Annotated in this window: 21 protein-coding genes and 1 pseudogene; 9 read left to right on the top strand and 13 right to left on the bottom strand. The window is 38.3% G+C overall.

Annotation, left to right across the window (positions count from 1 at the left end):
- Positions 1 to 67: 67 nt before the first annotated feature.
- The 3 genes from tnpB to EGS71_RS10770 form a co-directional block, all read right to left on the bottom strand.
- A complete protein-coding gene (gene tnpB / locus EGS71_RS10780; RefSeq protein WP_000619347.1) occupies positions 68 to 403 on the bottom strand; it encodes an IS66 family insertion sequence element accessory protein TnpB in 336 nt (111 codons plus the stop codon).
- The gene (locus EGS71_RS10775) at positions 400 to 783 is read right to left on the bottom strand and encodes a transposase (RefSeq protein WP_001055589.1); all 384 of its coding nucleotides are present in this window, start codon (positions 781 to 783) and stop codon (positions 400 to 402) included. The genes tnpB and EGS71_RS10775 overlap by 4 nt, the downstream gene beginning before the upstream one ends.
- Positions 784 to 901: 118 nt before the next feature.
- Complete coding sequence (locus tag EGS71_RS10770; protein ID WP_000783290.1) at positions 902 to 1,663, bottom strand: hypothetical protein; 762 nt, start codon at positions 1,661 to 1,663, stop codon at positions 902 to 904.
- A 593-nt stretch (positions 1,664 to 2,256) separates the two neighbouring features.
- Here EGS71_RS10770 and EGS71_RS10765 point away from each other — a divergent pair.
- Together EGS71_RS10765 and EGS71_RS10760 are read left to right on the top strand one after the other, a co-directional pair.
- Positions 2,257 to 2,565, top strand: a complete 309-nt coding sequence (locus EGS71_RS10765; RefSeq protein ID WP_002004883.1) for a hypothetical protein — start codon at positions 2,257 to 2,259, stop codon at positions 2,563 to 2,565.
- A 35-nt stretch (positions 2,566 to 2,600) separates the two neighbouring features.
- Positions 2,601 to 3,956: a S8 family serine peptidase gene (locus EGS71_RS10760; protein ID WP_001166110.1), complete on the top strand. Its 1,356-nt coding sequence runs from the start codon at positions 2,601 to 2,603 to the stop codon at positions 3,954 to 3,956.
- 99 nt (positions 3,957 to 4,055) lie between these two features.
- Here EGS71_RS10760 and EGS71_RS10755 read toward each other — a convergent pair whose 3' ends face one another.
- From EGS71_RS10755 to EGS71_RS10745, 3 genes are all read right to left on the bottom strand, one after another.
- Positions 4,056 to 4,487, bottom strand: coding sequence for a hypothetical protein (locus tag EGS71_RS10755; RefSeq protein ID WP_001088069.1), 432 nt, complete (start codon positions 4,485 to 4,487; stop codon positions 4,056 to 4,058).
- Positions 4,488 to 4,581: 94 nt separating this feature from the next.
- On the bottom strand, positions 4,582 to 5,001 hold the full coding sequence (locus tag EGS71_RS10750) for a hypothetical protein (protein ID WP_000644152.1): 420 nt from the start codon (positions 4,999 to 5,001) through the stop codon (positions 4,582 to 4,584).
- Between the two features lie 148 nt (positions 5,002 to 5,149).
- Positions 5,150 to 6,016 carry a LysR family transcriptional regulator gene (locus tag EGS71_RS10745; RefSeq protein WP_000355665.1) on the bottom strand — a complete coding sequence of 289 codons (867 nt, stop codon included), beginning with the start codon at positions 6,014 to 6,016 and terminating at the stop codon, positions 5,150 to 5,152.
- Positions 6,017 to 6,123: 107 nt separating this feature from the next.
- On the opposite strand from EGS71_RS10745, the pseudogene EGS71_RS10740 reads away from it, so the two are divergent.
- Positions 6,124 to 7,027 (top strand): annotated as a pseudogene (locus tag EGS71_RS10740) (DMT family transporter).
- 35 nt (positions 7,028 to 7,062) lie between these two features.
- A complete protein-coding gene (locus EGS71_RS10735) occupies positions 7,063 to 7,347 on the top strand; it encodes a YciI family protein (RefSeq protein ID WP_000637651.1) in 285 nt (94 codons plus the stop codon).
- A gap of 51 nt (positions 7,348 to 7,398) precedes the next feature.
- On the opposite strand, the gene EGS71_RS10730 is transcribed toward EGS71_RS10735, so the two are convergent.
- The 5 genes from EGS71_RS10730 to EGS71_RS10710 form a co-directional block, all read right to left on the bottom strand.
- Positions 7,399 to 8,100: a DUF3226 domain-containing protein gene (locus EGS71_RS10730; protein WP_001015801.1), complete on the bottom strand. Its 702-nt coding sequence runs from the start codon at positions 8,098 to 8,100 to the stop codon at positions 7,399 to 7,401.
- Positions 8,101 to 8,105: 5 nt separating this feature from the next.
- Complete coding sequence (locus EGS71_RS10725) at positions 8,106 to 9,215, bottom strand: AAA family ATPase (RefSeq protein ID WP_000598970.1); 1,110 nt, start codon at positions 9,213 to 9,215, stop codon at positions 8,106 to 8,108.
- 58 nt (positions 9,216 to 9,273) lie between these two features.
- Positions 9,274 to 11,343, bottom strand: coding sequence for a glycine--tRNA ligase subunit beta (gene glyS, locus EGS71_RS10720; RefSeq protein WP_000033903.1), 2,070 nt, complete (start codon positions 11,341 to 11,343; stop codon positions 9,274 to 9,276).
- On the bottom strand, positions 11,343 to 12,320 hold the full coding sequence (gene glyQ / locus EGS71_RS10715) for a glycine--tRNA ligase subunit alpha (protein ID WP_000085212.1): 978 nt from the start codon (positions 12,318 to 12,320) through the stop codon (positions 11,343 to 11,345). The genes glyS and glyQ overlap by 1 nt, the downstream gene beginning before the upstream one ends.
- A 94-nt stretch (positions 12,321 to 12,414) precedes the next feature.
- The gene (locus EGS71_RS10710) at positions 12,415 to 12,837 is read right to left on the bottom strand and encodes a hypothetical protein (protein ID WP_002010652.1); all 423 of its coding nucleotides are present in this window, start codon (positions 12,835 to 12,837) and stop codon (positions 12,415 to 12,417) included.
- 29 nt (positions 12,838 to 12,866) lie between these two features.
- Between EGS71_RS10710 and EGS71_RS10705 the strand changes: the two genes are divergently transcribed.
- The 4 genes from EGS71_RS10705 to EGS71_RS10690 all read left to right on the top strand — a co-directional run bounded on the left by EGS71_RS10705 (position 12,867) and on the right by EGS71_RS10690 (position 16,688).
- Entirely contained in the window at positions 12,867 to 13,283 is a 417-nt protein-coding gene (locus EGS71_RS10705) for a lysozyme inhibitor LprI family protein (protein ID WP_000910993.1), read from the top strand.
- 109 nt (positions 13,284 to 13,392) lie between these two features.
- Entirely contained in the window at positions 13,393 to 14,655 is a 1,263-nt protein-coding gene (locus EGS71_RS10700; RefSeq protein WP_001283774.1) for a putative DNA modification/repair radical SAM protein, read from the top strand.
- 2 nt (positions 14,656 to 14,657) lie between these two features.
- Positions 14,658 to 15,455 (top strand): TIGR03915 family putative DNA repair protein, encoded by a 798-nt coding sequence (locus EGS71_RS10695; RefSeq protein ID WP_000481397.1) that lies wholly within the window; start codon positions 14,658 to 14,660, stop codon positions 15,453 to 15,455.
- 132 nt (positions 15,456 to 15,587) lie between these two features.
- A complete protein-coding gene (locus tag EGS71_RS10690) occupies positions 15,588 to 16,688 on the top strand; it encodes an HPP family protein (protein WP_000111462.1) in 1,101 nt (366 codons plus the stop codon).
- A gap of 69 nt (positions 16,689 to 16,757) precedes the next feature.
- Here the strand turns inward: EGS71_RS10690 and EGS71_RS10685 are convergent, their stop codons facing one another.
- Positions 16,758 to 17,012, bottom strand: coding sequence for a PspC domain-containing protein (locus tag EGS71_RS10685; RefSeq protein ID WP_000013717.1), 255 nt, complete (start codon positions 17,010 to 17,012; stop codon positions 16,758 to 16,760).
- A gap of 253 nt (positions 17,013 to 17,265) precedes the next feature.
- Here EGS71_RS10685 and EGS71_RS10680 point away from each other — a divergent pair, with 253 nt between their 5' ends.
- Positions 17,266 to 17,913 carry a hypothetical protein gene (locus EGS71_RS10680; RefSeq protein ID WP_000054175.1) on the top strand — a complete coding sequence of 216 codons (648 nt, stop codon included), beginning with the start codon at positions 17,266 to 17,268 and terminating at the stop codon, positions 17,911 to 17,913.
- A 71-nt stretch (positions 17,914 to 17,984) separates the two neighbouring features.
- On the opposite strand, the gene EGS71_RS10675 is transcribed toward EGS71_RS10680, so the two are convergent.
- Positions 17,985 to 19,808, bottom strand: a complete 1,824-nt coding sequence (locus EGS71_RS10675; RefSeq protein WP_001112079.1) for an acyl-CoA dehydrogenase C-terminal domain-containing protein — start codon at positions 19,806 to 19,808, stop codon at positions 17,985 to 17,987.
- Between the last annotated feature and the right edge of the window lie 134 nt (positions 19,809 to 19,942).

The following is a 19,942-nucleotide window of genomic DNA, read 5'->3' as shown; positions in this document are numbered from 1 at the left end:
GTATGCCTGAGGTCATGAAGAGAATGAAATAGAACGTTTGGAGGATGGCAGAATGGTCGAGCTTGGTTTAGAGCATATTCACCACTTGCTGCAATCCAATTCTCTGCCAGGGCAAACCTTGGATTAATGCCTGTAACTGTTCCGGGCTGAGGGCCACGGTTTCACCTTGGTGAACTTGAGCCCAGTGAAATTTACCCTGTTCCAAACGCCGGGCACACAGCCAGATGCCCAGTCCATCATGTACCAACACTTTCATACGATGACCACGTTTATTACAGAACAGGTAGGCGCAATGCGGTTTGATGTAGCCAAAGGCTCTCACCACCTGAGCCATGACAGTATCCATTCCTGCTCGCATATCCATGGGCTGGGTAGAGAGCCAAATTTCATTGATACGGATCATGTTGCCAGTGCCTTGAGTAATTCTGCCAAGGCAGGTATTTCTGATGTCTGCCATTTTAGCTGAATATCATTATTCGTATGAGGCACGGTGATACACAACGTGATCCTCTCATCAATAGGTTGGCTGATTGCAGCAGTGTAAGGCAAAGCAATAAATGCTGGATTCACATGAGTAGGATCCTGCACGGCACCCTCATGATGGCTGAAGATCCTGATCCAACGACTGACAAGGTTGGCATTAATACTATGTTGCAGTGCGACCGAAGCGATCGAGGTATTAGGATTTTTACAGGCATTGACAATACTGAGTTTGAATTCTTTGCTGTATGTTCTGCGTTTTTTAGCAACAGGAGGTGTTGCTGAATATATATCCATGTTCATGGATTAAGTCCCCACTTGTTTTTAGGTGGGAACTAAATTAAGGCTTATAGGACCGCTTGGTAAGGCTGTGTTAGCCGGATGCTTACGATGAATCGCCCTTTTTTTATTGCTAACTTAATTAGTTAGTACCGAAAAGACCTTTAATAAAAGATTTCTTTTCGCCTTTTTGTGTAGTCGCTTGAGCGCCTGCATTTACGTTTGCATTTGCATTAATACCAGCAACATTAACACCAACGTTTACACCTGTTTGAGCGTTAACTCCATGAGTTGGTTGAGCTGTATTTAATTTTGCTTGAGCATCAGCTTTAGTGTCAGCAACGAATTCTTTTTGCTCAGCTTGATTTTGTGCTACACGAGCTTTAACAGCATCTACACGTGCTTGAGCATCGGCCTGTTTTTCAGCAGTAAATTCTTTTTGGTCAGCTTGTTTTTCTGCTACCTTAGTTTTTACAGCATCAAGATGTGCTTTTGTATCTGCTTTAGCTTCAACTGCTAGGTTTTTAGTGCCAGTTGCAGCCTTAGTCGCTAAATTTTTTGTACCTGTTGCTGCTTCGGTAGCAAAATGTTTAGTACCAGTTACAGCTTCACTTGCTACATGTTTAGTACCAGTAGCAGCTTTAGAAGAAAGTTCAGTTACTTTACCTGTTGTTTTTTTTGTAGCTTTAACGGTTGTGTCAGCAGCTACGTGACCAGCATGTTTTGCTGTGTTCCCTACAGTATGTGCAGTATTTTTGACTGTATTGGCTACGCCACTAACAAGACCACCTGGTTGTACGTTGACTTGAGCAGATGCACCTGCATTAACGCCCGCACTTTGTGCAAAAATAGAGGCAGAAGCAAGTACACTTGCAGTAACGATAGCTGTTTTCATCATTTTCATTGCGATATCCTTCAAAGAATATACCCTTTTAGTGAGGTATTTCATAAACGCAATCGCATCATAGCTAAGGAAATATGAGCTTGGGAACTCACTTCATCAAAACGTTACAACAGTGTTACATTGAGTAAACAGACTAGGGATAAATTGTGAAGATTAATAAAAATTAATAATAAAGTGAAAAAGAACATTTATTTTTTAGTTATTCTTATTAAGCTGGTCCTATTTTCATCTTACAGCTTTTTAACCTTCGTCTCCTAAATTTTTCTATCGTTGTTCATGTGATCCATGCCTATATCTCTAAATGTGATGTGTTTCTCATTATTTATTGGAGGAAACGGCATAATAATTGCTTATTATGAGAATAGAGTGCTTTTTTAGCACTTTTTTGAACCTTATTCTGCCAGAAATATAAACGTAAAGGGCAGAACTGTATTTTTGCTTATTCGAGAAAAGATATTTTAGCTTTTCTCATGTTTATACATTTTACGAAATAGAAATTTCACATGAAATGTAACTCAAGAAATGTCTCTTTATTTCGAATAATCAAAAGTAAATATAGATGTCTATAAACAAAAGAACAGAGATCTTAAATGATGAAAATTATAGCTTCCCTACTTGTAATAGTCGGCTTGATCGCCGTTGTTCTTTATTTCAAACCCACAAGCGGTGCATCTGATGTGTTCAATTCTGCTTTACATGAGACGAATTCACCGCAACCAGATACTTCATCTTCCCTTTCTAAACTTAAGGAGCCTACTCAACTTAAAAACGTATCTTTAAATTCAAACCACTCTCAGTCGGTATCAGCAGATGCCGTTCCTTTCTATGACACAAAAAGTGATCCTTCGATTCAACCGATTGATCCAGAAAAAGATCCAGCAAATGAAATAAAAGCGAAATAAGCAAATTGTTAGTTGAAAAACTACGGAGAAAAATAATGCAAATTAAAACATTGTTTCTATTAGGTTTATGTACAATTTTCAGTACAACTGCGTCCGCTCTTCCTTTGGACTCCAAAGGGGCCAAACAGCGGTTAAGTCAGGCAGCAAAACAAAAAGTATTCCAAGGTAAAATAGATTTAGATGCCTTGGTTAGTAATGATTCAAACGATTTAATTGTCGAATACAATATTCCTTTATCGAGCGTACCTTCCGGTTTAGAACGGCGAAGTTATATTGCTACAAATAAAAAGAATCTTCAGACAAGGTTTAATCGTGCCGGCGGTGTACAAGTACTTCGGGATTACAATAACCTGCCTTTGGCTTTTTATCGGATTAGTAACCGTGAGGCTTTAATAGCTTTATTAAATGATCCGAACGTTAAAGCAGTTTATCCAAACCGTATTAACCGTACTACAACTACTGAAAGTTTGCCTTTGATTAATCAACCACAAGCCAATACCAATGGTTTTACGGGGGAGGGATCTAGTGTTGCTGTGCTGGATACAGGGGTAAATTATCTACATTCAGATTTCGGATGTACCGCTGTGAATACTCCATCAAGTACTTGCCGTGTGGTTTATTCTTTTGATAGTGCACCAGATGATGGCACTTTGGATGATGATGGGCATGGCAGTAACGTTTCCGCTATTGTGTCGAAAGTCGCTACTAAAACTAAAATTATTGGTATTGATGTATTTAGAAAGGTCAGATCTCAAGGTAAGTGGGTAAGCACCGCTTATGATAGTGATATTCTCGCGGGGATTAACTGGGCTGTAAACAATGCACAAACCTATAATATTAAAGCGGTGAATTTGAGCCTTGGTGTGCCGGGAGTCAAATATACCTCTGAGTGTAGCGATAGCAGTTATGGAACAGCATTTGCCAATGCGCGAGCTGCTGGCGTGGTTCCGGTTGTAGCCTCTGGTAATGATGCCTTCCCTGACGGAATTTCATCTCCTGCTTGTGTGGCAGGGGCAGTAAGGGTAGGTGCTGTTTATGATAGTAATATTGGTGGTGTGTCATGGGGTAACCCCGTGAAATGTTCTGACCCTACTACAGCAGCAGATAAGGTAGCCTGCTTTAGTAATGGGGGAAGCCTTGTGACTTTATTGGCGCCGGGTGCAATGATTACCGCAGGTGGCTATACCATGGGTGGTACCTCTCAAGCGACACCACATGTGGCAGGCGCGATTGCTCTATTGAGAGCGAATAGTGTGAGTCCAACAGAAAGTATCGATCAAACCATTAGCCGGTTAAAAGCTACGGGTAAACCTATTACTGACTCAAGAACGGGCTTGGTTTTCCCACGGATTGATTTACTGGCGGCAACCAATGGTTTAACCGTTAACTAAATAGCATATTTATAATTTTTTATTAGGTCCAAAAAATTTAAATGGCTATGGCTCGTTGCAAAAGATAACTTCTGCAACGAGTTTTTTTATGAAAAAGCCTTAATCACACTTTGCTAAGTTATCTTTACTAAAATTACTTTGAAGTTTTTTGAAATTATTTTGAATTTCGGGATCTTGGATATTAAAAGTGGTAGAGCTTTTGGTTGTCGAATTGGTCGCTTGACTTAATATGCCAGAAGAGTCTGGATATTGCTCTGTAAATGATTGAGCTGAAATCAGGCCTTTATTATTAAAAATCCAATGTTCAGTTACTTGTCCACCACCTAAATAACCCGTAAATTCAATCATACAAGCTTGCTTATCGTGTTTAATGAGCTTGGCTACATTGCCTGTGGTGGTTGGATAAGCTTCGATATTGGTATCTTGTTCTAAAACTTGTGCCTGAGGATAAGAAGAAAGAGGTGCGGTAGTTGCACATGCAGTTAATGCTAAGCAGCACAGGGTAGAAAAGAGAAGTTTTTGACTGTTCATAAGGCAGGTTCCTAGCTCTTTGTAGTGGATGTATGTCTTTTTTAAAGTGTGTTTCTTTGGAAGCGCGAAATGATCGCGCTACTCTGATTTAATTTTAATTGGCAGTCGTACTAGATTTACTTAGCTCACCTTGTTCGATTGGAATATTTTCACCGTTTCTACTGCTGGTGATATTTTGCTTCGCTTGTTCTATTTTCTGTTCAGTAAATACTTTGGCTGTATCTGCTTTTTGTTGAACAACTTCTGCTTTTTCGGCGGTAAATTCTTTCGTATCTTTCCATTTTTCACTAATTTTATTTGAAGTTTTTTCAGAAGCGCCTTGAATAGAATCTCCTAAATTTTGAATGCCTTTTCCTGTTTTGTATAACAGTACGCGGCCTAAGCTTGGATTATCACCATAAGGCATTGTCTTAGAAGTTGTTTCATTCACTTGTTGAGGTTGAAGTGTTTCAGCAAAGAGAGATGATGAAACCAAGATAGAGCTTGTAATACATAAAATTTTTATGGCTTTCATTTTGGATTAATCTCCCCAATGACTATCAAAATATGGATAGCTGATCTTACTGTTAAAAATAAATCTTGTGCAGACATGAGATAAAACCCATACGATTTGATTACGAGAAATCATCATTTAATAGCGCTAAACCAATCATTGCAATGATTCATAAACTAAATTCAGTCTTAATCAATTCTATAAACATGTCTCTCGCTTTATGGTTGCTCACATTTTTATGCCAGAAAAAGTGATTTTGCATAAAAGCAAGATATTCAAATTTATAACTTTGGATATGGGCCAAATTTTTATATTGCTCATAAATACTCTTAGGCACTAACGCCACGCCAGAACCCGCACTTACACACCCAATAATAGTGGCGTAACTGGTAATACTGGTGATAGGGAGAGAGATATTCTTCAGTTTAAGCCATTCTTCAAGAGCTGCACGGTAAGGACAGCCTTCAGTCCACATAAAAATTTCTTTGCCAATCAAATCTTCTTGGCAATGAATTTCTCCCAAAGAATGAGATGCGATTAAGACCATGTCTTCTTGATAAATACTCAGTTTATTTAACATAGGAAACTCAATATTGCCTGCAACAATTGCACCATCAAGTTTGTGCTGAGAAATATCGACTAGTAACTGTTTCCATGTGCCAGTAATAATTTGAATAGAAACCTCTGGATAGCGCTGATGATATTTCGCAAGTAAATTGGGGAGGCGAGTGGTAGCAGAAGATTCAATAGCCCCAATTTTGAGCGGGCCAGAGGGCGGTGCATCTGGATGAATACTTCGTTTCGCTTCATCGCATAGCGCTAAAATTTTATGGCAATAATCGAGAAAGATTTCTCCTGATGGGGTGAGTTTTAAGCTTTTTCCTTCACGATAAAACAGCGGTGCGCCTAGTCCTTCTTCAAGTTGCTTAATGCGTGTAGTGATATTGGAGGGTACGCAATGTAGTTGTAGTGATGCTTTAGCCATGGTTCCGCATTCAACCACGGTTTGAAACATTTTTAACTGGGTAATATCCATATTTAATCATTCACTTTTAATGAATATTTGACTCAATATAAGTAATTTTATTCAACTATCTATGCGCATATGATGAAAGAGTTCCATTTCATTAGTGCAGATTTAACATGGCAATTTCTCTTGCTGCCGAAACCCAGCCTCCAGCATTTAAGCTCTACTTATGTATTGCTGTAACCGTTTTTTGTTGGGGCTATTCGCCTATTGGTGTACATAGTGCTTTGCATTCATATACACCGCAGCATATAGCCTTGCTTCGCTTTTTAATTGCTTCATTTTTTTTTATTACTTCTGGTCATAAAAAAAGGAATTCAGCCTTTAAAGTGGAAAGATGTTCCTGCGCTTGCTGTATTAGGGTTTTTCTCTGTAACGCTGCATCATTTGCTGATAAATACGGGGCAGCAATATGTAACTGCTGTCGCATCTAGTATTTTGAGCCAATCTATTCCGCTATTTACCTTTATTATTTCGGTTTTGCTTTTTAAAGAACAAATCAGTTTTAAAAAGTGGTTGTGTATTTTGCTAGGGCTTTGTGGCGCCGTGTTAGTGGTCAGCGGAGATCATGGTTTTGGTATGCCGAGCCCTTATAGTTTGTTGATTGTTTTAGCTGCAATTGCATGGGGGCTTTATTTTAATTTATATAAAAAATTTGCCTTAAATTATGATGCCTTGAGCATGATGTGCTACATCATTTGGTTCGGGACCCTTCCTTTACTATTTTATAGTGCTCATTTACCTAGTGAAATTTTACATGCCACTTGGCAAGCCAATATGTCGGTTGTCTTATTGGGTATTTTTCCAAGTGCGATGGCTTATGTACTTTGGGGCTATGTACTTAAAAATATGCCGTTAACGATTGCATCGAATTTTTTGTATTGTTCGCCCATTGTCGCCATGAGTTTGGCGGTGATTTTCTTAAATGAGAAACCATCAATGATGGTGCTGCTGGGAGGAGTAATTATTGTGGGAAGTTTAGTGTGGATGAATTGGGGGAATCGGCGTACTATTGAATAAGCTATGTCATGCGCTACTTGCTTTAAGAGAATGAGATGATTGTTGTTACCCTCACCTATAAAAAACCATTGACCGAAGTTGACGCTGTACTCAAAGAACATATTGCATTTTTAGATCATTACTATGAGCAAAAGAAATTTTTAGCGTCGGGACGCCGGGAAAATAGAGTAGGTGGGGTAATTTTAGTTCTAAGCTCTTCGCTTCAAGAGGCTGAAGAGATTATGAAAAATGATCCGTTTTATATTCATGATGTGGCCGATTATGATTTTATGTGGTTTGAGCCATCGAAAAGTTTAGAAGAGATTAAAGAATTTGTTTAACTCAAAAAATAAAGGGATCTAGAAAAGATCCCTATAAGTAAACTTTAACTTTTAACCAAAAAACGTAAGAAATTGTCTGAGGTCATTTAACTCTGGTATATCTTTAGAGAAATCAAATTTTTCGGGGTAAAGCGATAAAAATGTATCCCATTGCACATTTTGCTTTGCTTGCTTTCTTTCCTTATGAGATAAGCAATCCATTCTTTTATAAAAATCCATCCATAATTTTCTTAAATCCTTATCCCTCACAATAATTCCTTTAGAGGCAAGACATTGTTTCCAGCCAGTTTCTAGACAATTTGCATGGTGAGAGTTACTAGTATCTGCTATTTCTTTCAAAAGATGTTCGAGTTCCCCTTGACCATTTAAACCACTAAAACAATAAGCTAATTTAAATTCAATATCTTGTTCAGGAATTTCATAAAGCTTAAATTCACTTACTTTTTCTATATCAATAGTTAATTCAAATGCTTCAGAGCAAAGTTCATTTAAAAATTTTATCCTCTCTTCTACTGATGAATCATCTAAATCAATAATGATTCCAATTTTTGTGATTTCTTGTGCTCTTATCAATTCTGAACGAATGTCTTTCAATTTAGTGATTAATTTAGTCCGTTCTAAACCTGCGAGTTCAATCCAGTCTAAACCATCTGTAAAAGTTTCTACATCAGTATTTGATGTACAGAAATTTTTTAAAACATGAGCATATATAGCCTGATCATTAAAACTTTCTACAATAATCTTATGGTTCATAATTGTTACTCACCACGAAAATTTTTTGAATGATTTATTTTATATTCAAGAACTTCAGGTTCAATTATATTACTAATTATTCTATTTTTACGTGTTCTCACAAGTTCTAAATAGCGAAGTTTCGTACCTTCATTTTCTAATGAATATTCATTAAAGCTCTTAATGAATTCAGCACTATGTGTAGTCATAAAGATTTGGATATTTCTTTTAAATGCTAAATTACAAATATGTCTAATAAAGTTAAGTTGTTTAGAGTGATGAATACCATTTTCAACCTCATCAATTAATAGGTATCCCCCTTCATCTACACTAAATAAAGTTAAGATCATATAAAGCGTTGATGTAATAGCATCACCAAAAAGACTAATAGGTAAATATGATACTCGGTCACGGGATAATAAAACTTTATTTTCTACTACTCTAATATCGATAATCGAGTCATCAATAATTTGAATAGTTTCCATTATTTCATTTAAATGTCCCTTATCAACTGAAATATCCAAAAGTTTCGAAAGTTGATTGGGTGTAATTACTTGTTTAGCTGGGCGATATGCTACTTCATTAAATAGATATGTTGGTGTTTCCAACATTGTTAATCTACCTGAATCAGTAAAACTAAAACTTCCCATAAATGAGTTGTTAAGCTCATCATCTGTAATATATAAATCTAATGAATGAATAATATTTTGTTTTTGGGTGAAAAGTTCGAAATCTTTTATAGCCCTTTCTAAACTCTCTTCTTTTGAATTTTTTAATTTTTCATAAAAAGCAACATTATTGAATTGATCATTTTCAGATTTTTTTATTGCTAAACAATATTCATAATTATATCTATCACTTAATGTCTTCAACTTAATCGGTTCTAATTTGTTTGCATTAAAAAATAGATAATCCCAAGTCTTATCAAATGTATTCTTTTTTGTTACGAGTTCATTTCTGTATTTGTTTAATAAAGTTATGGTTTCAAGTTGAGGTGATAATAAAAGTAAAATAGCCTCAAGAAGGGCTGATTTTCCAGAGTTGTTTAAACCGCCAATTAGATTTACGTGCGAGAATTCTTTAAATGTACTTTGGTGAAAACATCTAAAATTTTCAATTGAAATATACTTTATCATAATCTTCTATCAAAAATGGATGCTATACAGCTACTTTAGCATAGCATCCTTGATGAATTTAACCCTGTAACACACTCACATCAGCCACAGCAGTAAACAAATTACGTAACTGAGCCAATAAACGTAAACGGTTTGCTTTCAGGTCAGCATCATCTGCCATTACCATTACACCATCAAAGAATGCATCAATCGGCGCGCGAAGTGCTGCAAGCTTAGAAAGAGCAGCTGTGTAATCTTTTGCTGCAAGTAATGGTTCAACTACAGGTGTAACTGCTTGAAGCTCAGCAAATAATGCTTTTTCAGCATCTTCAACCAAGTTTGCTTCAACTACAGAACCTTCTGGTGCTGCTTCTTTTGCAAGAATATTAGCAACACGTTTATTTGCAGCAGCAAGTGCAGCAGCTTCAGGTAATGTACGGAAGTGGTTAACAGCATTTACGCGCTTGTCAAAATCAAGTGGAGATTTTGGTGCAAGAGCTTGAACTGCTTGAAGGACGTCAACAGCAACGCCTTGGTCTTCATACTTAGCACGGTAACGACCTTCCAAGAATGCAACTGCGTCAGCACGAGTTTTGTCATGGTCTTTAACGATATCGCCATAACCTTGAAGCGCAAGATTTACTAACTCTTCAATTGTTACGTCTAATTCATTTTCAATGATTAAACGTAAGATACCAATTGCTGAACGACGAAGAGCAAACGGGTCTTTAGAACCTGTAGGCGCTTGTCCAATACCAAAAATACCAACCAGCGTATCTAAACGGTCAGCAAGGGCAATAGTTGTACCTGTTTTGGTTTTAGGTAAAATATCACCTGCAAATTTTGGTAAGTATTGTTCACCTAAAGCTTCTGAAACTTCAGTGTTTTCACCTTCAATACGTGCGTAGTAAGTACCCGCAATACCTTGAAGCTCTGGGAACTCACCTACAAGTTCAGAAGTTAAGTCACATTTAGCAAGTAATGCTGCTTTTTCAGCATCAGCTGGGTTTGCACCAGTGATTGAAGATAATGCAACTGCAAGTTTTGCAATACGTGTTGATTTGTCCCAAAGCGTACCAAGCTGAGCTTGGAATACCATGTTTGCTAATTTTTCTTTACGAGATGCAAGCGGTTGCTTTTGATCTTGTAAGAAGAAGAACTCAGCATCAGATAAACGAGGACGAACAACTTTTTCGTTACCTTCAATAATTTGAGTCGGATCTTTAGACTCAATATTTGAAACAGTAATGAAGTAAGGCTGCAATTTACCTTCCGCATTGATCAAACAGAAATATTTCTGGTTGTCTTGCATTGTCGTAATAAGAGCTTCTTGAGGAACAGCTAAGTAGCGTTCTTCAAAAGTTGCACGTAAAGCTACAGGCCATTCAACCAGGCTTGTTACTTCATCAAGTAAGTCAGTTGGAACAATCGCAGTTGCATTCACTTCATCAGCTAACTTTTTCACTTGTTCTTGAATGGTTGCCTGACGCTTTTCAAAGTTCGCTACAACATATGCTTTTTCTAACGCAGCTAAATAGTCATTTGCATGTGCTAAGGTCACAGCTTCAGGTGCATGGAAACGGTGACCATAAGTCACATTACCAGCTTTGTGATCTTGAATAGTCGCCTCAATAACTTGGTCATCTTTGAGTAAGACAACCCATTTCACTGGACGTACAAATTCGGTACGGCTTGCAGCAGAACGCATGCGCTTAGCAATTGGTAAATTGTCTAACGCAGTTTGTAAAATCTGTGGAAGTAAAGCATCAAGGCTTTGACCTTTCACATCTTTTAAATAGCAAACTTTTTCAACTTTACCTGCTTGGAATGTAGAAAGTTGCTCAACAGTAATGCCTTGACCACGCATAAAGCCTTCAAGTGCTTTAGTCGGTTTGCCTTCTGCATCGTAAGCTGCTTGAACTGCAGGGCCGTCAAAACGTTTTTGCGTATCCGCTTGCGCAGCATCTACATCTACAATTTTAAGTGCTAAACGACGTGGAGCGGCATAAGCTTCAACAGATGCGAAGTTTAAACCTGCTTCATTTAAGCCTTTTACAGTTTCTGCTTGTAGTGCATCACGTAATGTTTTTAAGCTTTTTGGTGGAAGCTCTTCACAGCCAAGTTCGAATAAAACAGTATGTTTGCTCATTAGTTTTTCTCCGCCTTTGCTGCTTCACTTTCAGCTTGTGCTTTTAGCTGTGCCAATACTTCATCACGTAAGTGTGGTTCTGCCATTGGGAAGCCAAGCTCTGCACGTGCTTGTACATAACTTTGTGCAATAGCGCGCGCCAAAGTACGTACACGTAAAATATAACGTTGACGCTCAGTTACAGAAATTGCGCCACGTGCATCAAGCAAGTTAAAGGTATGAGACGCTTTAACGACTTGCTCATAAGCTGGAAGTGGAAGTTTAGCTTCCATTAAACGGTTAGCTTCTGACTCGTAGAAATCAAATAGTTCAAATAGTTTATCAACTGGAGCGTATTCAAAGTTATAAGTCGATTGCTCAACTTCATTTTGATGGAATACGTCGCCGTAAGTCACAGTACCAAATTGGCCTTTGGTCCAAACAAGGTCATAAACCGAGTCAACGCCCTGTAGGTACATCGCAAGACGTTCTAAACCGTAAGTGATTTCGCCTGTTACTGGGTAACATTCAACACCACCAACTTGTTGGAAGTAAGTGAACTGAGTTACTTCCATACCGTTAAGCCAAACTTCCCACCCTAAGCCCCAAGCACCAAGAGTTGGAGATTCCCAGTTGTCTTCTACGAAACGGATGTCGTGAGTAAGCGTGTCAATCCCGATTGCTTTTAAAGAATCGAGATAAAGCTGTTGGATGTTGTCTGGGTTTGGCTTAAGTACTACTTGGAACTGATAGTAGTGTTGCAAACGGTTCGGGTTTTCACCGTAGCGGCCATCTTTTGGACGACGTGAAGGTTGAACGTATGCCGCGTTCCAAGTCTCTGGCCCTAAAGCACGTAAGAATGTTGCGGTGTGGAATGTTCCAGCGCCCATTTCCATGTCGTAAGGTTGTAATACGACGCAGCCTTGTTCGGCCCAATAGTTTTGTAGGGCAAGAATTAAGCCCTGAAATGTATCAATGTGCGAGATGGCGCGACTCATGTAGCATCCACGAATTTATGAGAAAAATTGCCCCTAAGTATAAGGATTTTGTGGGGGAGTGGCAAAGGCTTAATCAAGGGAATACATGATTCGGTCATTTGTTTTTCTGGCTTAGCCACTTTAAGCCTAACCAATAGCAAAAGCCTGTAAATAAGATCATCAGATAGAAACTGTAGATCTTATAAATATGCCACCAAGGGGAAGGGAATGATCCGACAAAAATCAAACGTGTAATAGGGCCAATCAAAATCCAGATCGCAGTTGCGCTGATGAAAATACTCATCAGATTTAAACGATTTTTACGGGCGAGAAAATAGGAAATGATATATGCAAAAGGAATAACCAGAAGGCCATAAAAAAGTAAATAAAATAAGAAGTGGGCTAGAAAAATAACTCCAATCGAATAAAGGTTGAACTCAGCATTTAATATTATTACCCCTAAGGCAGATAAACTCAGCAATGGGATGGGTGCAAGCGCAAGTGCGTGAATAATCATTTTTTTGTTATATTGAAGCATATTAAAAATTATAGAACTGAGAAGAAGTTATGTTGAAATTTTGCTGCAAACTTATTGTTTTATCCAGTCTTTTCTGTAGTCCATGGCTTTACGCGCAAACAGAAACTGATGAGCAAGATGAATACAACCAATGTGTAGACCAGACCATTAAAGAAATGAAGCTTGAAAGTATTAACAACATGGTTGTGCATAGCTGTTCTGAACAAGCTAAAAAGACTTATGAAGAAAAAATTGTTGCTCTAATTGATCAAATTCGTACACAAAGCGAAGAATACAAACAACCAGAGCGTTACCAAGATATTCTAAAATCTCAACGACTTTGGAAAGCTTATGTAGATCAGGAATGTAATAATGCAGGTTCATACATTGGTTCACCGATGTATTCATATTGCCCAATGCAAGAGTATGAAAAGCGTGTAAAGCAGCTTGAAGAATACGTTAATTAAGACGAATTATTTTAAACGTCATCTCATGACGCCGAGCGTATTTCACTGGATTAAATTTAAGAATGCGAAATGATATTTTTTAAACGATGTCATAAATGAGTCGTTTGATATGTCTGATCGCATTCGGGAAAAACTACAAATTCTTGCTGATGCTGCTAAATATGATGTGTCTTGTTCATCAAGTGGCAGTGATCGTAAAAACAAAAATAAAGGTCTGGGGGATGCCAGTCATTCGGGTATTTGCCATAGCTATACCGAAGATGGCCGCTGTGTATCTCTCTTAAAAATTCTATTTAGCAATGTTTGTATTTTTGACTGCGCCTATTGCGTTTCACGCCGTTCTAATGACGTCCAGCGTGCGGCATTTACGGTGCAAGAGGTTGTAGACTTAACCATTAATTTTTATCGCCGTAATTATATTGAAGGTTTATTTTTAAGCTCAGGCATTTTTAAATCGGCCGATCACACGATGGAGCGCATGCTTCAAGTCGTGAAAAAGTTGCGTCTTGAAGAAAACTTTAATGGCTATATTCATCTAAAAACTATTCCGGGAGCATCGCCTGAACTGATTCATGAAGCAGGTTTATATGCTGACCGGATGAGTATTAATTTAGAGATGCCGACCGAAATTGGGTTAAAAACTTTTGCGCCAGAAAAATCACATCAGGAAGTGCAAAAAGATTTAGGTTTGGTCCGTGATAGACTTATTCAGCTTAAAGATGAGCGACAAATCATTAAGCATGTACCGAAATATGTGCCGGCAGGGCAGACCACACAAATGGTAGTGGGGGCCCATCAAGAGTCAGACCAAGATGTCTTGTTTATGGCAGACAAGCATTACAAAGAATTTAAACTCAAGCGCGTCTATTTTTCGGGTTATATCCCAATTAATACCGAAAATAATTACTTGCCCGCAGTTGGTTCTGCGCCGCCGTTGCTTCGTGAAAACCGTCTCTATCAAAGTGACTGGCTGATGCGTTTTTACGGTTTTGAAGTCAATGAAATTGTTAATGAAAAACACCCAAATTTGGATCTTGATGTAGACCCAAAATTAAGCTGGGCCTTAAGGCATCCAGAACAGTTTCCGGTAGATTTAAACCGTGCAGATTATCAAATGATTTTGCGTGTACCGGGCATTGGGGTGAAATCGGCCAAGAAAATTGTGCAAGCACGCCGTTTTGGAAAAATCCATATCGATTTACTTAAAAAACTCGGTGTGGCCTATCAACGTGCAAAATTCTTTATTCGCTGTGAAGATAGTCCAAAATTCCAAAAAGAATTGTCTTCAAGTTTTATTCGGCAGCAGATTTTAACGCAAGGCTCATCAAAATATGTACAGCAGCTCTCGCCACAATTAAGTCTTGGGTTTTAGCCATGTTTAATGAGGAGGTTGCTTACTATTTTGATGGTTCAATGGTTGGGCTGCTGAGCTGTGTGTTTCGTGCATTTCAATTTAAAGAATTACAAGTCAGACTCTGTTTAAGTGATACGGCTCAACATGGCTTATTTGCTGATAAAATTGAGGTTTCAAATAACGAGCAACATGCCGAGCGTGTTTGGTCTGCCCTGAAAAAAAAGCTTTCATCTTCTTCATTAAAACAATTCTATTTTGCCTCTTTATCTGAATCTTTAGATGCCTATCAGCATTTATTTAATTATTGTATTTATGTGTTTAGTAGTCATTCTTCTGTAGAAAAAGATTATTCAAATCCAAGTGTCTTAGCGATTGCACAGTGGACGAAAAAGGTCGGACGAGAGAAGCATCGAATGGAGGCTTTTATTCGGTTTAAGAAAACCAAAGATGAGCTTTTTTTAAGTCTGGTTCGTCCTGATTTTAATGTTTTACCACTCATTCAGCCGCATTTTAAACGGCGTTATCAAGATCAGCGTTGGCTGATTTATGATGAGCAACGTAAATTCGGACTGTATTATGATTTACGGGAAATACATGAAGTTTCACTCGAAGCCTCAGACGTTGACCGTAATTTAAAAAATGGAATGAGTCAAAGCTTTCAGCTTGAGCTTAATGAGCAGGAAGTTTTATATGACCAGCTTTGGAAGGATTATTTTAAAAGCGTTAATATTACGGAACGCCAAAATATTAAGCTTCATGTGCAATATTTGCCTAAACGTTACTGGCGCTATTTAAATGAAAAATTAATTGAATATTAAAACATTAAAATAGTAACAGCACGTTCAACAGGTTTTCTGATAATTGAAAGATATAATTTAAATGCACTTTATGTGGCTTTGGGCGTATACTTTTGCCCGTTATAAATAACGGCATATCCCCTAAGGTGTACTGTGAGTGTTATACAGCCAGAATGGTTACAGATTTTAAAACCGAATTTTAAGGTTTTACCCCTAAAAGAACGGTTGCTTTGTGGCGTTGGAGCGCTATGTGGTTTAGCAATTTCCTCGTTAATTAGCTGGTATGTTTTAGGCGGAATTAATGCTTGGTACATTGCACCAATGGGGGCCTCATCTGTTCTTTTATTTGCTGTACCTACCAGTCCATTGGCTCAGCCTTGGAATGTTATTGTCGGTAATACATTAGCCGGAATTATTGGGGTCGCCTGTGCACAGTGGATTCCGGATTTAACCACGGCTTTTAGCGTGGCTGTGGGTTTTGCCATATTTTTGATGATGACTACCGACTCCTTGCATCCGCCTAGTGGAGCAGTTGCGATTACGGCTGTGTTGGGCGGCGCTGCCATTCATAAATTAGGCTTTTATTTCGTTTTTTATCCGGTTCTGCTCAACTCATTACTTCTACTCGGTTTTGCTGTATTTTTTAATCGATTGATTGGGCGACATTATCCGGTTACTGCACATTTAAATGAGCGAAGCAAAGATCCAACTCCCACTCAAAAAGTATCAATTCAGCCAAAAGATATTGAGTATGCATTAGAACATCATACTGAATTGTTAGATATCAGCCAGTACGACTTAGAAAAAATCATTTTAGAAGCGCAAGAACATGCCAATGAACGCATGGTGAACCAATATACCTGTCAGGATATTATGAGCCGAGATGTGATTAAATTGCATGAAAATGATGATATTCATCAGGCATTAGATAAATTTAAACAAGAAAATCTCATGAGTTTGCCTGTAGTTAATGCAGACAACCATTTAGTGGGTACTTTGGCGTTATATGAAGTTGTGGAATGGTTTAAAGGGGCAACAGACCCAAGAAACTCATGGCAGCATTACGTAAGACAAATTATGAGTCGTCGAGTAGTTACTGTACTGCCAACTCAGCCGATTCAAGACCTTGTACCTTACTTTGTTGAGAAGTCTTTTAACTATATTCCGGTGGTTGAGGAACGAAAACTGATTGGTATCATTAGCCGTGCAGATATGATTGCGGCTTTACAACAGCAGTTAAATCGTAAATTGTAATTTTAAACATAAAAAAAGCTACGGTTGATTAGGGGATGCAACCGTAGCGACCAAAATAAACTAAGTTATTTAATGTATTTGTTCTTCTCGTACAGTGCGAACAGGTTGTTGATAACCTTGCACTTGTTCTGGCTGTTTTTTAGGAATAACCAACCATAAAACTAAGTACACTAAAATCCCTGGAAAAGCCGCGCTCATTATCGAAACTAACACGAAAATAATGCGTAATAAATTTGCATTCCAACCAAATCGTTCAGCAATACCGCCCATTACACCGGCGATCATGCTTTGTCGGTTCGAGCGATATAAACCAGAATTGGCCATCTAAGTCTCCTCAAATATATAAGTTACAAGGAATCATTTATTCACTTGGTTAATAAGAATATGGAGCCAATCCGAATGAATTAAAGGTTCACAAAACTAAAAATGGTTAAAATATGTAAATGGTTTAAATCAATGAAAGCAACATCTACTAAAATGCACTGTTTCGGGGCTGAAAGTGTTTGTAGCAGCGATGATATCGTTCCTGAACAATAAGGTTGAACTGTAGCATTGCTGTTGTATGTGAATGATGTATATGTCTTTGAAGTGGTCTGGTCTTTTAATAAAACATTTGGGTGTGGCAGCCATCTTGTGTATGGGGTTAAGTGCCTGCGATGTAAATCATGCCGACTCTAAAGATCACTCCGCGGTAGCAACGACTTCTAGACATGAAGATAGTTTGATTAAAAGCACTACGAAGGTTAAAACTTTAGATGATGCAGCGGGACGAACTTTCTTGCCTGAGGGCGTTCCAGATCAAACCTCAAAACTATCCGAAGCAGACCAACAATATGCAGGCCGTTATCATACTCGTATTTCATGTGAAGATAATTTTGCCGATTGTGAAACAGGCGAGGCAGAATATATTTTAAATTTATTACCTGATGGAACTGCGTATTGGAATGTTGTTCATTTTGGTCGTGTTGGTAGTAAAGATGGCTCAAAAAGTGCGGTCATCAATCAATTATGTCCTTCCTTGAAATGGAAGGTCGAACCTGCCGCTCATGAGTTAACGATTCAATGTCCTTTATCAGATGTTAACTTCTATTTTGATATTGATGCAAAACAAAGATTAGTCGTAAATTTAGAAAAATTATTTTATAGCGATTTTGGTAAAAACCGTGAGTTTTTGGAACAAAATTATTTTGTTCCTACAAAAGCTTATGTACTTGATAAAGAGTAAAGCCAATTTTAGCAAAATAAAAAAGAGCGCAATATCAATTGCGCTCTTTTGATTTTAGAGTCTATACATCATTAGTAGTCGAAACTGAAGTGTTCCGCTGGTAATGAAGTCAGCGTACGAGAAGTCGTTACCATTGATTCTGCATGACCTTGAGCACGTGGTAATAAACGGTCAAAGTAGAAATCTGCAACTTTAATTTTTGCTTTATAGAACTCAGGAGTTTCTTGGCCATTACCTGCTTCTAATTTTTCAGAAGCGACAACTGCTTGTTGTGCCCAGAAATAAGCCATCATCACATAGCCTGAGAACATCAAGAAATCTACAGAAGCAGAAGATACGATGTCACGATCTTTACGTGCAGCAAGCATGATACGAACAGTTAAAGTGTTCCACTGAGCACAAAGCTTTGTTAAGTCCCAAGCAAAACGACGTAAGTATTTATTACGAGCATGTGCAGCACAGAACTTTAAGATCTCAGCAGTGTATTCACGAACTACTTTACCTTTTGAGCTTAACAACACTTTACGACCAATCAAATCAAGTGCTTGAACACCAGTTGTTCCTTCATACAAAGTAGAAATACGGGCATCACGTACGATTTGCTCCATACCCCATTCTTTAATGTAACCATGGCCGCCGTACACTTGCATACCGTGGTTAGCAGCTTCTAGGCCAAGCTCGGTCAAGAAACCTTTTAAGATTGGTGTATAGAAACCAAGTTTATCATCATAATCTTCAAATGCAGCTTGGTCACCGCGTGTCAAAGCATCTGTCATTTTGTCAGCAAGCTGTGCTGCGTAGTAGATCATTGAACGACCACCTTCAGCGATTGCTTTTTGAGTTAACAACATGCGGCGTACGTCAGCATGGTGAATGATTGCATCAGCAACTTTATCTGGATCTTTTTTACCTGAAAGGGCACGCATAGATATACGTTCTTTGGCATATGGTAGAGCGCCTTGGAAAGATAACTCTGCATGGGCAATACCTTGAACCGCAGTACCAATACGCGCTGTGTTCATAAAGGTAAACATGGCATGTAAGCCTTTGTTTACTTCACCAATGAGGTAACCTGTTGCATTATCAAAGTTCAATACAGCAGTTGCAGAAGCGCGGATACCCATTTTGTGTTCGATTGAACCACAGCTTACAGTATTACGTTCACCTACGCCGCCATCCGCAGTTGGGATAAATTTAGGGACGATAAATAATGAAATACCACGAGTACCTGCTGGTGCATCTGGAAGACGTGCAAGCACAATATGAATAATGTTTTCTGTTAAATCATGCTCACCGGCAGAAATAAAGATTTTTGTACCAGAAATCTTATAAGTGCCGTCAGCTTGTGGTTCAGCTTTGGTTTTTACCTGACCTAAGTCTGTACCACATTGAGGTTCGGTTAAGCACATTGTGCCGCTCCATGTACCTTCAACAAGTTTCGGCATATACGTTTGTTTTTGCTCATCTGTACCGAATTGCAAAATAGTATTCATACAGCCTGAGCTTAAACCTGGATACATGGTAAATGACCAGTTCGCAGTACCCATCATCTCTGATTTAATCAGGTTTAAAGACATTGGTAGGCCTTGACCACCAAATTCTTCCGGATAAGAAAGACCTTGCCAGCCACCCATTACAAACTGGTCATAAGCTTCTTTAAAACCTTTTGGCGTTTTAACTTCGCCGTTGTCAAAATGGCAACCTTCTTCATCGCCAGATTGGTTAAGTGGAGACAGTACATTTTCACAATAATCTGCTGCACCTTCAAGAATCATATCTACTGTATCAGGATCTGCACTTTCACCATTTGATAAAGTTTTGTAGTGAGCAGGATAGTCTAGTACTTCATTCATTAAGAAGCGGATATCGTGTAGCGGAGCTTTATATGCTGGCATGGCTTTAATCCTAATTTTGAATCATTGTGGGATTATCTGAATCGATGATTTGATTATTCACTCGCATGATAAAAATACAATGTTAATCGCACCCGAAAGGAATGTCAGAAAAGCGAATTTTGTCGAAAATAAAT

It is taken from the genome of Acinetobacter sp. FDAARGOS_559, assembly GCF_003940475.1.
GTDB lineage: Bacteria > Pseudomonadota > Gammaproteobacteria > Pseudomonadales > Moraxellaceae > Acinetobacter > Acinetobacter baumannii.
The sequence above is the reverse complement of the archived record's forward strand: the minus strand, read 5'-3'. Positions and strand labels throughout refer to the sequence as shown.

Excerpts from the sequence above, each read along its gene's own strand:
- EGS71_RS10760 (WP_001166110.1), top strand. The coding sequence starts at position 2,601 with ATGCAAATTAAAACATTGTTTCTATTAGGTTTATGTACAATTTTCAGT.
- EGS71_RS10705 (WP_000910993.1), top strand. The coding sequence starts at position 12,867 with ATGTTGAAATTTTGCTGCAAACTTATTGTTTTATCCAGTCTTTTCTGT.
- EGS71_RS10700 (WP_001283774.1), top strand. The coding sequence starts at position 13,393 with ATGTCTGATCGCATTCGGGAAAAACTACAAATTCTTGCTGATGCTGCT.
- glyQ (WP_000085212.1), bottom strand. The coding sequence starts at position 12,320 with ATGAGTCGCGCCATCTCGCACATTGATACATTTCAGGGCTTAATTCTT.
- EGS71_RS10710 (WP_002010652.1), bottom strand. The coding sequence starts at position 12,837 with ATGCTTCAATATAACAAAAAAATGATTATTCACGCACTTGCGCTTGCA.
- EGS71_RS10730 (WP_001015801.1), bottom strand. The coding sequence starts at position 8,100 with ATGAACCATAAGATTATTGTAGAAAGTTTTAATGATCAGGCTATATAT.
- EGS71_RS10770 (WP_000783290.1), bottom strand. The coding sequence starts at position 1,663 with ATGAAAATGATGAAAACAGCTATCGTTACTGCAAGTGTACTTGCTTCT.
- EGS71_RS10695 (WP_000481397.1), top strand. The coding sequence starts at position 14,658 with ATGTTTAATGAGGAGGTTGCTTACTATTTTGATGGTTCAATGGTTGGG.
- EGS71_RS10680 (WP_000054175.1), top strand. The coding sequence starts at position 17,266 with ATGTCTTTGAAGTGGTCTGGTCTTTTAATAAAACATTTGGGTGTGGCA.
- EGS71_RS10675 (WP_001112079.1), bottom strand. The coding sequence starts at position 19,808 with ATGCCAGCATATAAAGCTCCGCTACACGATATCCGCTTCTTAATGAAT.
- EGS71_RS10765 (WP_002004883.1), top strand. The coding sequence starts at position 2,257 with ATGAAAATTATAGCTTCCCTACTTGTAATAGTCGGCTTGATCGCCGTT.
- EGS71_RS10685 (WP_000013717.1), bottom strand. The coding sequence starts at position 17,012 with ATGGCCAATTCTGGTTTATATCGCTCGAACCGACAAAGCATGATCGCC.
- EGS71_RS10725 (WP_000598970.1), bottom strand. The coding sequence starts at position 9,215 with ATGATAAAGTATATTTCAATTGAAAATTTTAGATGTTTTCACCAAAGT.
- EGS71_RS10775 (WP_001055589.1), bottom strand. The coding sequence starts at position 783 with ATGAACATGGATATATATTCAGCAACACCTCCTGTTGCTAAAAAACGC.
- tnpB (WP_000619347.1), bottom strand. The coding sequence starts at position 403 with ATGATCCGTATCAATGAAATTTGGCTCTCTACCCAGCCCATGGATATG.
- EGS71_RS10745 (WP_000355665.1), bottom strand. The coding sequence starts at position 6,016 with ATGGATATTACCCAGTTAAAAATGTTTCAAACCGTGGTTGAATGCGGA.
- EGS71_RS10750 (WP_000644152.1), bottom strand. The coding sequence starts at position 5,001 with ATGAAAGCCATAAAAATTTTATGTATTACAAGCTCTATCTTGGTTTCA.
- EGS71_RS10755 (WP_001088069.1), bottom strand. The coding sequence starts at position 4,487 with ATGAACAGTCAAAAACTTCTCTTTTCTACCCTGTGCTGCTTAGCATTA.
- glyS (WP_000033903.1), bottom strand. The coding sequence starts at position 11,343 with ATGAGCAAACATACTGTTTTATTCGAACTTGGCTGTGAAGAGCTTCCA.
- EGS71_RS10735 (WP_000637651.1), top strand. The coding sequence starts at position 7,063 with ATGATTGTTGTTACCCTCACCTATAAAAAACCATTGACCGAAGTTGAC.